14 protein-coding genes are annotated in these 12,242 nt (G+C 64.4%); 7 read left to right on the forward strand and 7 right to left on the reverse strand.

What is annotated here, in order from left to right:
* Nucleotides 1-53 precede the first annotated feature (53 nt).
* Nucleotides 54-2,618, forward strand: a complete 2,565-nt coding sequence (gene pepN / locus DQ230_RS08840) for an aminopeptidase N (RefSeq protein WP_113912231.1) — start codon at nt 54-56, stop codon at nt 2,616-2,618.
* Here the strand turns inward: pepN and DQ230_RS08845 are convergent.
* Nucleotides 2,615-3,205 carry a transglycosylase SLT domain-containing protein gene (locus DQ230_RS08845; RefSeq protein WP_338050507.1) on the reverse strand — a complete coding sequence of 197 codons (591 nt, stop codon included), beginning with the start codon at nt 3,203-3,205 and terminating at the stop codon, nt 2,615-2,617. The two genes, pepN and DQ230_RS08845, sit on opposite strands and share 4 nt — an antisense overlap.
* Nucleotides 3,206-3,553: 348 nt before the next feature.
* Between DQ230_RS08845 and DQ230_RS08850 the strand changes: the two genes are divergently transcribed.
* The 4 genes from DQ230_RS08850 to DQ230_RS17245 all read left to right on the forward strand — a co-directional run bounded on the left by DQ230_RS08850 (nt 3,554) and on the right by DQ230_RS17245 (nt 7,335).
* Nucleotides 3,554-4,714 (forward strand): hypothetical protein, encoded by a 1,161-nt coding sequence (locus DQ230_RS08850; protein WP_113912233.1) that lies wholly within the window; start codon nt 3,554-3,556, stop codon nt 4,712-4,714.
* A gap of 72 nt (nt 4,715-4,786) precedes the next feature.
* Nucleotides 4,787-6,298: an Asp-tRNA(Asn)/Glu-tRNA(Gln) amidotransferase subunit GatB gene (gene gatB, locus DQ230_RS08855; RefSeq protein WP_113912234.1), complete on the forward strand. Its 1,512-nt coding sequence runs from the start codon at nt 4,787-4,789 to the stop codon at nt 6,296-6,298.
* The gene (locus DQ230_RS08860) at nt 6,295-6,789 is read left to right on the forward strand and encodes a thioesterase family protein (protein WP_238987473.1); all 495 of its coding nucleotides are present in this window, start codon (nt 6,295-6,297) and stop codon (nt 6,787-6,789) included. The genes gatB and DQ230_RS08860 overlap by 4 nt, the downstream gene beginning before the upstream one ends.
* A 69-nt stretch (nt 6,790-6,858) precedes the next feature.
* Nucleotides 6,859-7,335, forward strand: coding sequence for a DUF4177 domain-containing protein (locus tag DQ230_RS17245; protein WP_203228031.1), 477 nt, complete (start codon nt 6,859-6,861; stop codon nt 7,333-7,335).
* A 2-nt stretch (nt 7,336-7,337) separates the two neighbouring features.
* On the opposite strand, the gene DQ230_RS08875 is transcribed toward DQ230_RS17245, so the two are convergent.
* Entirely contained in the window at nt 7,338-7,595 is a 258-nt protein-coding gene (locus DQ230_RS08875; protein ID WP_113912235.1) for a BolA family protein, read from the reverse strand.
* A gap of 76 nt (nt 7,596-7,671) precedes the next feature.
* Between DQ230_RS08875 and DQ230_RS08880 the strand changes: the two genes are divergently transcribed.
* Nucleotides 7,672-8,298, forward strand: a complete 627-nt coding sequence (locus DQ230_RS08880) for a J domain-containing protein (protein ID WP_113912236.1) — start codon at nt 7,672-7,674, stop codon at nt 8,296-8,298.
* Nucleotides 8,299-8,708: 410 nt separating this feature from the next.
* The gene (locus DQ230_RS08890; RefSeq protein ID WP_113912238.1) at nt 8,709-9,164 is read left to right on the forward strand and encodes a DUF411 domain-containing protein; all 456 of its coding nucleotides are present in this window, start codon (nt 8,709-8,711) and stop codon (nt 9,162-9,164) included.
* A 77-nt stretch (nt 9,165-9,241) separates the two neighbouring features.
* Here the strand turns inward: DQ230_RS08890 and DQ230_RS08895 are convergent, their stop codons facing one another.
* The 5 genes from DQ230_RS08895 to DQ230_RS08915 form a co-directional block, all read right to left on the reverse strand.
* Nucleotides 9,242-9,664: an OsmC family protein gene (locus tag DQ230_RS08895; protein ID WP_113912239.1), complete on the reverse strand. Its 423-nt coding sequence runs from the start codon at nt 9,662-9,664 to the stop codon at nt 9,242-9,244.
* 97 nt (nt 9,665-9,761) lie between these two features.
* Nucleotides 9,762-10,244, reverse strand: a complete 483-nt coding sequence (gene msrB / locus DQ230_RS08900) for a peptide-methionine (R)-S-oxide reductase MsrB (RefSeq protein WP_113912240.1) — start codon at nt 10,242-10,244, stop codon at nt 9,762-9,764.
* Nucleotides 10,245-10,367: 123 nt separating this feature from the next.
* Entirely contained in the window at nt 10,368-10,922 is a 555-nt protein-coding gene (locus tag DQ230_RS08905; protein ID WP_113912241.1) for a fasciclin domain-containing protein, read from the reverse strand.
* A 109-nt stretch (nt 10,923-11,031) separates the two neighbouring features.
* Nucleotides 11,032-11,733 carry an anti-sigma factor gene (locus DQ230_RS08910; RefSeq protein ID WP_113912242.1) on the reverse strand — a complete coding sequence of 234 codons (702 nt, stop codon included), beginning with the start codon at nt 11,731-11,733 and terminating at the stop codon, nt 11,032-11,034.
* Complete coding sequence (locus tag DQ230_RS08915; protein ID WP_203228035.1) at nt 11,730-12,227, reverse strand: sigma-70 family RNA polymerase sigma factor; 498 nt, start codon at nt 12,225-12,227, stop codon at nt 11,730-11,732. Before DQ230_RS08915 ends, DQ230_RS08910 begins: the two co-directional genes overlap by 4 nt.
* Nucleotides 12,228-12,242: the final 15 nt, after the last annotated feature.

Below are 12,242 nucleotides of genomic sequence, written 5' to 3' on the forward strand. Positions count from 1 at the left end.
TATGCCCTTAACTCTGACCGGACCCAAGTGGTTCCGACCAAAAAGGACGCATCATGCCAGCCGCACCCCAAGACGCCTCTCCGCAGACCATCTACCTGTCTGACTACGCCCCGCCCAACTGGCTGGTGCGCGATGTGCATCTGACATTCCGGCTGGACCCTACCCGCACACGTGTCCACAGCCGCATCACTTTTGCACCCAACCCGGATGCCGCATCGCGCGACTTCGCGCTGGATGGCGAGGGGATGACGCTGATCTCCGCCCGTATCAACGGCGCCGAAGTCACCCCGAACGTCACCGAAACGGGCCTGAGCTGCGATGTGCCAGACAGCGAATTTGTCTGGGAGGCCGAGGTCGAAATCAACCCATCGGCCAATACCGCGCTGGAGGGGCTGTATATGTCCAGCGGCATGTACTGCACCCAATGCGAGGCGCAGGGCTTTCGCAAGATCACCTACTACCCCGACCGCCCCGATGTGATGAGCGTGTTCACCGTGCGCATCGAGGGGGGCGAGCCTGTGATGCTGTCCAACGGCAATCCGGTGGCCGTCGGTGACGGCTTTGCCGAATGGCACGACCCCTGGCCGAAACCCAGCTATCTGTTCGCGCTGGTCGCCGGGCGGCTGGTCAACCATCCCGGCAGCTTTACCACCATGTCGGGCCGCGAGGTCGAGCTGAACATCTGGGTGCGCCCCGGTGACGAGGGCAAATGCGAATTCGGCATGCAGGCGCTGAAGGATTCGATGCACTGGGATGAAAAGGTATATGGCCGCGAATACGATCTGGACCTCTTTAACATCGTCGCTGTCGATGATTTCAACATGGGCGCGATGGAGAACAAGGGGCTGAATATCTTCAACTCCTCCTGCGTGCTGGCCTCGCCCGAAACCTCCACCGACGCCAATTTCGAGCGGATCGAGGCGATCATCGCGCACGAGTATTTCCACAACTGGACCGGCAACCGCATCACCTGCCGCGACTGGTTTCAGCTGTGCCTGAAAGAGGGGCTGACCGTGTTCCGCGATGCGCAGTTCACCGCGGACATGCGCTCTGCGCCGGTCAAGCGGATCGAGGATGTGATCGCCCTGCGCGCCCGCCAGTTCCGCGAGGATAACGGACCGCTGGCGCATCCGGTCCGCCCGCACAGCTTTGTCGAGATTAACAATTTCTACACCGCCACCGTCTATGAAAAGGGTGCCGAGCTGATCGGCATGCTCAAGACACTGGTCGGGGATGACGCATGGGCCAAGGCGCTGACGCTCTATTTCAAACGCCATGACGGGCAGGCCTGCACCATCGAGGACTGGTTGCGCGTGTTCGAGGATGTGACAGGCCGCGATCTGGCGCAGTTCAAACGCTGGTACGAGGATGCCGGCACGCCGCGCCTGTCGGTGACCGACAGCTATAGCGATGGCACCTATACGCTGACCTTCGCGCAGCACACGCCCCCCACACCGGGCCAGACGGACAAGCCGCCGCGCGTGATCCCGATCAAGGTCGGCCTTCTGGGCCAGAATGGCGGCGAAGTGCAGAAAACCCGCGTGCTGGAAATGACCGAGGCCGAGCAGTGCTTTGAGTTCTCCGGGTTGTCTGCGCGCCCGATCCCGTCGATCCTGCGCGAATTCTCCGCGCCCGTGATCCTTGAACGCGAGACGAACAACGCCGAGCGTGCCTTCCTTCTGGCGCATGACACCGACCCGTTCAACAAATGGGAGGCGGGCCGCGCGCTGGCCCGCGATGGCCTGCTGGCGATGATCCGCCACGGTGCCGCGCCCGACGCCGCCTATCTGGAGGCCGCGCGCATCATGGCGCTGGACGACACGCTGGACCCGGCGTTCCGCGCGCTGGCGCTGGGCCTGCCCAGTCAGGATGATCTGGCGCAGGCGCTGTTCGATGCGGGCGATACGCCGGACCCGCAGGCGATCCACGACGCGCTGGAGGCGCTGAAAGACGCCCGTGCAAACGTGATGAAGGACGCGGCACAGCAGTTATATGCGCAAAATCAGGTGACCGGGCCTTACCGCCCCGATGCCGCACAGGCGGGCGGGCGGGCGCTGGCCAATGCCGCGCTTGCCATGATCACACGGCGCGACGGCGGCGCCGCGGCGCAGGCGCAATATGACGCCGCAGACAACATGACACAGCAGCTGGCGGCGCTCGGGTGCCTCTTGCAGGCCGGGCGCGGGGACGCGGCCGTGCAGGCGTTCTACGATCAATGGCAGAACGACCGGCTGGTGATCGACAAATGGTTTGGCCTGCAAATCGCCATGGCCGATCCGCAGAATACCGCGGATGTGGCGCACAAATTGACACAGCACCCTAATTTTACGATGAAAAACCCCAACCGCTTCCGCGCCACGCTGGGCGCGCTGGCCGGATCGCCGGCCGGGTTTCACCATGCATCGGGCAAGGGCTATGCCCTGCTGGCCGACTGGCTGATCAAGCTGGACCCGGTGAACCCGCAGACCACGGCGCGCATGTGCTCCGCCTTTGAGACGTGGCGCCGCTATGACGAGAGCCGACAATCGCTGATGCGCGCACAGTTGGAGCGGATCGCCGGCCAGCCCGGCCTGAGCCGGGACACAACCGAAATGGTCGGACGCATCCTGAACGCCTAGCGTTCGGCCCCGCCCCCGCGCGCCTCGACCGCGATCGGGCGCAGCGGCGGGCGGGGCGAGCGGGTCACGGCGCAATAGCTCTGCCCGCGCAGCCAGCCCGCCATCTCGGCACGTTTGCCCGCGTCGCGCAATGGCCCCCAATCCGCCGCGACACCGCGCCAGCGATTGTCGCGCAGCGCGATTGCCCCGTCGCGCGTGACCGTCCGCGCCATGATGCGGATCGCGCAGCTCAGGTTGTCACCGCCGTCGGTCAGCGCCCCGCCGGTGCGCGCGCGGCAGCCATAGCCCCGCGCCGTTCCCGGCAGGATCTGAAGCAGCCCATACCACAGCCCGCCGCCGCCGACGGCCTTGGCCCGATACGTGCTTTCGTATTTCGCAAGCGTTGACAGAAAACCGACCCAGAACGCACTGCGCCGCGCCGGATCTGCCGAGGCATAGCCCGGACACCAGGTGGCAATGTCACGCGGCACCGCCCGGACCAGCGGCGCGCCGTGCTGGCCCAGCGCCGACAATGCGCTGCGGGTCCATTCCGCACCCGCCGGCCGGTGATCCCAGCGCGTTTTGGGGATGACCAGACTGCGCGCCACGGGCCGCACCTGTGCACCGGACTCGGCACGCAGGCCTGCGGGTGCGGCGACACTCAGGCAAAGTATGGCAAGGCAAAGGAGCAGCGACTTCATAGCGTATTTTTGCCGAAACCTGCGTGTGTGGCAATCCCGCCCCAAAGCGCCGCCAGCAGAATACGGCCCAGCGGCCCAGCGTCGCGCCGGTTTATCCGCGCCTTCTCCGCAGCGGCGACATGATTTGGCCCAAATCCGCCGACACAACCATAGGTGATACGCCCCAGCGAAAAGGTTGTCCCACCCGTGCCCCATATTCTGACCCGTGCCGCCAACCATATGTTTTCACGCAAAACTTCTGCCCGTGCTGGCGCTATGGCACAGTACGACCTGGAAACGCTCAGCCGCCGCATCATCCTGCCGTCCATGCCGGTCACGGGCGAGGAAAAGGCCCGCGCGGCCTATCAGGATCTGGGTCAGAAACTGGCCCGCCAAGAGATGTGGGACGAGCTGAGCCGCGAAATTCGCGCAGCAGACAGCCATCGCGCGGCCACGGCGGGCGGCGAATCAGCGGCGCTTTTGCTGGCGTTCGGCGCGCGCGGCGATGTGGTCGCGGTGGCCGAGGATGCGCTGCATGGCGGCGCCGCCCCCTGCCCGGACGGCATCGACGCGCTGGAGGCGATCTGCGCCGAACATGGCGGCGACTACGCCATCGCGCTGGTTGTGGCGCTGGCGCATGTCGATCTGGGCTGGGCCTGGCGCGCGGCGCCACCGCGCAATGATGTCGCCGCAGCGCAGCGCCGCGCGCAGCGGCATTTCAGCCGCGCCGCCGATATCCTGGAGCCGCATTGCGGCTTTGCCGAAAACGCGCCATCGCTGGCCGCCGCGCAATGTGCGCTGATGCCCGGCTTGCCGGATGCGGGCAACATCCAAATTGCCGATCATTTCGAGGATCTGATCGACCTTGACCCCGCCTGCCCGCGTCACATGCGGGCGCTGGGCGCGGCGCTGCTGCCGGCGTGCCACGGCACCCACCGCGCGCTGGAGTTGGAGGCGCGCCGCACAGCCGCGCGCACTGGCGACATCTGGGGCGCGGGCGGCTACACATGGGTCTATTTCGACGCAATGGCACTGGACGCCGGTGCGCTGCAAGCCGTGGATACCGCGTTTTTCATCGACGGTTTGCGCGATATCCTGCGGCGGCGCCCCGATCAGCACACGGCAAACCTGTTGGCCGCCTTTTGCGCCGTGACACTGCGCGATGCGGCGGCGCCTGCGGACAACGGCAACCGTGCGGAGCTGCGCGCCTGTCTGGACTGGATCTTGCGCGACCATCTGCACGAATTGCACCCGCTGGTATGGACGCAGGCAGCCCACCGTCCGGGCCTGGCGGCGCTGCCCTCGCGCGGCGCGCTGATCACCGAAGGTCGCCAGACCGCGCTGCGCGCCATCGCTGCACAGTTTGCCGATGATATCGCCGCCGGTAAATCCATCGCCTTTTCCCCGACCGGAATGTACCTGCTTCCGGCGCTTTGAGGCGCGCGCGCCTCTTGCCCCAGCGCGCGCGCTGCCCTAGAACACGGGCGATCTGACCAAAGGACGCCCCCCATGCTGGACCTGACATACGAGAATCCGAAACCGCGCGTCATTGCGGGCGCCAAACATGACTGGGAACTGGTCATCGGCATGGAAATCCATGCGCAGGTCGCATCGAACGCCAAGCTGTTTTCGGGCGCGTCCACCAGGTTTGGCGCCGAGCCGAACTCGAACGTCAGCTTTATCGACGCGGCCATGCCCGGCATGCTGCCGGTCATCAACGAATTCTGCATCGAGCAGGCGGTGCGCACCGGGCTGGGCCTGAAGGCGCAGATCAACCTGAAATCAGCCTTTGATCGCAAGAATTACTTCTACCCCGACCTGCCGCAAGGCTACCAGATCAGCCAGCTTTACCACCCCATCGTCGGCGAGGGCGAGGTTCTGGTGGATATGGAGCCGGGCATCGCCCGTCTGGTGCGGATCGAGCGGATCCATATGGAGCAGGACGCCGGCAAATCCATCCACGACATGGACCCGAACATGAGCTTCGTGGACCTCAACCGCACCGGCGTCTGCCTGATGGAGATCGTCAGCATGCCCGACATTCGCGGCCCCGAGGAGGCCGCGGCCTATGTGCTGAAGATGCGCCAGATCCTGCGCTATCTTGGCACTTGCGACGGCAACATGCAGAACGGCAATTTGCGCGCGGATGTGAATGTCAGCATCTGCCGCCCCGGCCAGTACGAGAAATATCAGGAAACGCAGGACTTTTCGCACCTCGGCACCCGCTGCGAGATCAAGAACATGAACTCGATGCGCTTTATTCAGGCCGCGATCGACGTCGAGGCGCGCCGCCAGATCGCCATTGTCGAGGGCGGCGGCGAAGTGGTGCAGGAAACGCGCCTGTATGATCCGGACAAGAACGAAACGCGGTCCATGCGCTCCAAGGAAGAGGCGCATGATTACCGCTATTTCCCCGATCCCGACCTCTTGCCGCTGGAGATCGAGCAGGACTGGGTGGACCGCATCGCCGCGACCCTGCCCGAACTGCCCGACGCCAAGAAGGCCCGCTTTGTGCTGGATTTCGGCCTGTCGGAATATGACGCCAGCGTTTTGACCGCCGAGGTCGCCAACGCCGCCTATTTCGAATCCGCTGCCAAGGGCCGCGACGGCAAGCTGGTGGCAAACTGGGTCATCAACGAATTGTTCGGCCGCCTGAAGAAGGAAGGCGCCGATATCACCGATAGCCCGGTATCCCCCGAACAGCTGGGCGGTATCGTCGATCTGATCGCGTCCGACGCGATTTCCGGCAAAATCGCCAAGGATCTGTTTGAAATCGTCTATACCGAGGGCGGCGACCCGGCGCAGATCGTCGAAGAGCGCGGCATGAAGCAGGTCACCGACACCGGCGCAATCGAGGAGGCGGTGGACCGCATCATAGCCGAAAACCCCGCGCAAGTCGAAAAGGCGCAGGCCAATCCCAAGCTGGCCGGCTGGTTCGTCGGTCAGGTGATGAAGGCGACCGGCGGCAAGGCAAACCCCAAGGCCGTCAATGAAATCGTCGCCGCCAAACTGGGCCAATGACCGCCGCCGCTGCCCAAAACGGTCCGGCCATGTCGGACTGGATGACCATTCGGCCTGAATGGATCGACTTCAACGGCCATCTGAACATGGCCTATTATAATGTGCTGTTCGATGATGGCATCGACGATATTTACCGCCTGATCGGCTTTGGCGCAGATTATGCGCGCACGCGCGGCATGACCACCTATGTTGCAGATTTTCGCGTGCGCTACCTGCGCGAATTGCACGAAGGCGACCGCGTGCGCTGTGCGTTCTACCTGCTGGACCACGATTCCAAGCGGTTCCACAGCTTTCAGGAGCTCTATCACGAGGATGGCTGGATGGCGGCCACGGCGGAGGGGCTGACTCTGCATGTCGATATGGACGGCCCGCGCGTGGCGCCGATGCCGGACGATATCGCGGCCAACGTCGCGGCAATGCAGGCGGCGCATGATCTGTTGCCGCGCCCCAATGGCGTGGGACTACCCATCGGTATCCCGCGCAAGGCGTGACGCCCCTTTCATCCGGCGCTGGCCGCGCCTAGATATGCAACACCCCCCACGATGCGAACGGAGCCCAGAATGGCGCAGTATGAATACAAGGTGATCCCTGCCCCGACCAAGGGCCAGAAAGCCCAAGGCATCAAGACACCCGAGGCCCGGATTGCCAATACGGTTGAGGGGGTTCTGAACGCACAGGCTGCGGATGGCTGGGACTACCTGCGCACCGACATCTTGCCCAGTGACGAACGCTCGGGCCTGACCGGGTCGCAGACGGTTTACCGCACGCTGATGGTATTCCGCCGCACCAAGGCCGAGCCGCAGGATACGGCGGGCGACATCATCTCGGACGCGCAAACCGTGGCCGAGGCGGTGGCACCGGAAAAAACACCGCAGCGGCGCGAGCCGTCGCTGGCCCCCGTAGCGCCCACGCGCGGCGATCCGGCGCCAACCCCGCCCGCGCCGGAGACGCCGCAGCCCGACCCCGCGCCCGACGCGCCAGATCTGGACGCGCCCAAACCCGACAAGCCAGACCCCAAGACGCCGAAACCGGACTGATTTCAGGCATCCACCTCGATCGCCAGCGCGTGAATGCGCCCGATCAGGTCCGGCCCGATCGCGTCATGGATCGCGCGGTGACGCGCAAGGCGCGACAGCGGCGCCAGTTCGGGCGCCTTGATGCGAACACGAAAATGCGACTGGCCCCCTTCGGGATATCCAGCATGGCCGCGATGCGCCTCACTTTCGTCAATGACTTCAAGCGCCTGCGCGTCAAAACGCTGTTCCAGCGCCGCGCGGATTTCTGCTGCCTTTTCCATAATAGTGACCTTAGCCCCCTTCAATTCGTCCCGTTTTAGATTAGAGTATCCGCTTCCACTCGCATAGAGGTGCCAGATGAGCAAATCAGATCCTTTTGGCTTCGACATGTCCGTTTCCTCGGCCAAGAAGAAGAACCCGCGCGGACGGCGCAGCATGTCCGGCGCATCCGAAACCTCGCAGCGCCAGTGCGAACATGAAGGCTGCGAAAATCCCGGCCTTTACCGCGCTCCCAAGGCGCCCGATGTGCTGGATGACTACTTCTGGTTCTGCCAGGAGCATGTGCGCGAATACAACCTGAAGTGGAACTTCTTTGACGGCACGACCGAGGCGGAGCTGAACGCGCAACTGTCCAAGGACAAGGTATGGGAACGCCAGACCAAGGCGTTTACCGACCCCGAGGCGCGCGCATGGGCGCGGCTCGGGATCGAAGACCCGCATCAGGTGCTGGGCGGCAACGCCACGCGCAACCCCGGCAAGGACAAGGCCGGCGGCGGCAAACGCCTGCCCCCGACCGAGCGGCAGGCCATCGACATTCTGGACGCCAAGGACACCATGACCAAGGCGGAAGTGCGCAAGAATTACCGCGCCCTGATCAAGGTGCTGCACCCCGATATCAACGGCGGCGACCGCAGCCAGGAGGAGCAGCTGCAACAGGTCATGTGGGCCTGGGAGCAGATCAAGATCAGCCGGAATTTCAAATAGATGCAGGGCGCGGCTGCATATCGCCATCCAGCGCCGCCGCGCCGCTTTGTTGTGCGGGCTTCTGCGCTGGTCGCCGCTGTGCTGATGATGTTCGCGCTGCTTGCCAGCGCGGGCCATGCCACTGCCATGATCGGCCACTCGGCCGATATGGGTATGTCGGGCGTGCCGGAAACAGCAATGGCCTGCTGTGACGACGCAAGCGGTGCCGCCCATGCAACCCCCGTTTGCGGCGTGTTCCTCGCCCCGGATTTGCAGATATTCACGCAGCCAACCAATCACGCCGCGAGGTGCGCGGCCCCCGCAACTGCACCGGCCCGTCACGGACGGACATTGGCGCCGCCTTTGGCCCCTCCGCGAGACAGCAATCAGGTCTGACACCGACTAAATGCTGTTTTAACCGGAGTAACCTAATGAAACTGTTCCAAAATATCGCCGCCGCTGCGGCCATGACAACGGCGCTCGCCGCCCCCCTCTGGGCCGAAGGCGCGGCCACCGCCATGGTGGTGACGAAAACGCCCAGCTGCGGCTGCTGCACGGACTGGGCCGATCTGGCCCGCGCCGAGGGCTACGACGTGGAGGTTATAGAGAACGCCGATTACGGCGCGATCAAGCATGACCACGGCGTACCCGAGGGGATGGCCTCCTGCCACTCCACGCGCATCGGCGGCTATGTGGTCGAGGGGCACGTGCCCTTTGCCGCGCTGGCCAAATTGCTGCACGACAAGCCCAATATCAGCGGTATCGCCGTACCGGGAATGCCCATGGGATCGCCCGGTATGGGCAATGACCCCAGCGCACGCTTTGACGTGATGTCGTTTGGCGGAGACGCTACCGAGGGCGAGGTGTTCTACCGCGCCGGAGAGTAAGAGCTGCAAGACAAAACAAACGCGCCCGGTGGAGACCATCCACCGGGCGCGTATTGGCGTCAGAAGATGCCGCGAAGTTACAGAAGCTTGGCATCCAATGTGATGTCTGCCGTCAGCAGTTTTGAAATCGGGCAGTTTTTCTTGGTCGCCTCTGCGACCTCCTGAAAATCCGCCTCGCTGATGCCGGGAATTTTGGCGCTGACATCCAGATGCACCTTGGTCACGGCGAACCCGCCATCGACCTCTGACAGGGTCACGTCGGCCTTGGCGTTGATCTCATCGGCTTTCAAATCCTTCTCGCCCAGCCCCAGCGACATTGCCATCGCATAGCAGCTGGCATGGGCGGCGCCGACCAGCTCTTCGGGGTTGGTGCCGGGCGTGTCCTCGAACCGTGTGTTGAAACCGTAGGCATTGTCTTTGAGCGCGCCGCTTTCGGTGCTGACATGGCCCTTGCCGGTTTTCAGATCGCCCTTCCAAATTGCGGAACCTGTGCGCTTCATATCAATCTCCTTTTCATCGCGATTTCAAATCATGATCGGGCCGCCGCAGCGACCCCTCTCAGACAGAACGCAATGGCGGCGGATTGGTTGCATCGCGTCAGGCGGCCTCGAACTTCAGGCTGACGCCGTTCAGGCAGTGCCGCTTGCCGGTGGGTGCGGGGCCATCGTCAAAGATGTGGCCCAAATGGCTGCCACAGCGGCTGCAATGACATTCCGTGCGCACGGAGAAGAAAGAGCGGTCCTCCTTGGTGCCGATCGCGCCGTCCTTGGCCTGCCAGAAACTGGGCCAGCCGGTGCCGCTGTCGTATTTCGTCTCGGATGAATAAAGCGGCTGGTCGCAGCCCCGGCACAGATAGGTGCCATCGTCATAAAGCTTGTCCAGCGGCGATGATCCGGCGCGCTCGGTCGCCTCTTCGCGCATGACACGGTATTCCACCTCGCTCAGCATGGCGCGCCATTCTTCTTCGGTGCGGGTCACTTCGAATTTGCCCTCGGCGCGGGCCGGTGCGCCCATGCGCCCGAAAATCGCCGCCGATCCGGCGGCAATCGCGGCGCCGGTGATGAAATGTCGTCTGTCCATGAATTCGCTCCTTGTGCAGTGCGCGGGGGTGCCGCGCGGCTTTGACGTCAATCTGAAACCAACAGGCCCAGCTCGCAAGAGCCGGGCCTGCCGGATCACCGGATTGTGCGCTTTTGTGCGCGCTTACTTGGTGGCGGGCAGGATCACGGTATCGACAACGTGGATGACGCCGTTGGACTGATCGACATCCGCGATGGTCACGGTAATCTTCTGGCCCTGCTCGTCCTCCAGCATGATCATGTCGCCGTCATAGGTGGCGTTCAGCTGGCAACCGCCCAGCGTGGGAACGATATGCGCGCCGCCATCGTCGTCGATCATGCCCATGATCGCGCCAGACATCGCATCGGCGCCGACCACATGGCAGGTCAGGATCTGCGTCAGCTGGTCCTTGTTCTCGGGCTTCAGCAGGTTCTCGACCGTGCCCTCGGGCAGCTTGGCAAAGGCGTCGTTGGTGGGGGCGAACACGGTGAACGGGCCTTCGCCCGACAGCGTTTCGACCAGGCCGGCAGCCTTGACCGCGGCAACCAGCGTGGTGTGATCGGCCGAGTTCACGGCATTCTCAACGATGTTCTTGTCCGCATACATTTCCGCGCCGCCGACCATCGGATTTTCGGCATGGGCGCCAGTGGCAAGGATTGCTGCGGTGGCTGTGGCGGTCATCAGTGTCTTGAAAGTCATGGGTCTCTCCCTTGGGTGTGAAGGCGGTATCGCCTGTTGACCCCCCAACTCACGCAAGTGCGGGCGGCAGAGTTTCAAAAAGATGAGAATTATTTTTGCAGCGCCCGGATCAGGCGGGCGTGACGGTGCCGCTGGCCAGAACTGTGCCCGTCGGCGCCCCGGTGGGCGATCCGCCCGGCGGCTCATCGGTGATGGCCAGAAGGCCGCCGTTGATCTGGGCGCGCAGGCCGTCCGCGACATTCAGCCGCGCAGTGCCGCTATCGGGCAGGACACCCAGCGATACGGGCGCGTTGCCATCCGCGATCAGCCACAGCTCCAGCGCCCGCCCGGCAGGCGCCGCGCCGGCCAGCCGCTCGACATATAGCAGCCCGCCCTCTGCGTCATAATTGGCCGCCAGCAGCAAGGAGCCGTCTTCGGCGGCAATGCTGGCGGTGTAGCCCGGCAACTCCGCCTCCGGCGTCAGCAATCCGCCATTCACCGCCAGCAACACCGCAACCGCGGCGGCAGCCGCGCCGCCTACCAACCAAGCCAGCCCGCGCCAGCCTGCAAACGGGCGGCGCACGGACGGCGCGGCGCCAAAGAGATCCGCGTCGATCCGGGCCTTCAATGCGGCCGGCGGCGCAACCTCGGGGATGCCATCGGTCAACCCGGCAAAATCCTCCGCCCATCCAGCGTAAAGCGCGCGCAGCTCCGGCTCGCTTGCCATGCGCGCCTCGAATTTTGCCGCCTCATCTACAGGCAGCAGCCCAAGGACGTATTCGCCCGCAAGGATGCGGTCCGCGTCCTCGTCATATGGGGGCTGGCCGGTCATCGGGTCAGACATTCCTTCAGTTTCAACAGGCTACGGCGCAGCCACGTGCGCATCGTATTAAGCGGCACATCGAAATGCGCCGCCAGATCGGCATATGACTCACCGCCCAGATAGGCGCGGCGCACCGCCTCGGCCCGGTTCGCGTTCAGCTCGCCCAGGCAGGCGGCCATCTGCGCCCGCTCGCCGCTTTGCATCGCCTGCTCCTCTGGCCCCGGCGCGGTATCGGCCAGCGTTTCGGCCATATCCAGCCCCGGCTGGGCATCGCGCCGGCGGCGCAGGCGGTCAATCGCGGTGTTGCGCGCGATGGTGATCAGCCGTGTCATCGGGCTCAGCCCGTTTGCGCGGTAGCGGTCCGCGCGGCGCCAGATCTTGACATAGACCTCCTGCGCCACCTCCTCGGCCTCGGTGCGGTCGTTCAAGACACGCAGGCAAATGCCGAAAAGTTTCGCTGACGTGTGCGTATAGAGATCCGCGAACGCCGCGCGCTCGCCCATCGCGGTGCGGGCAAT

This window comes from Roseovarius dicentrarchi, assembly GCF_003316635.1.
In the GTDB taxonomy this organism is placed as follows: Bacteria; Pseudomonadota; Alphaproteobacteria; order Rhodobacterales; family Rhodobacteraceae; genus Roseovarius; species Roseovarius dicentrarchi.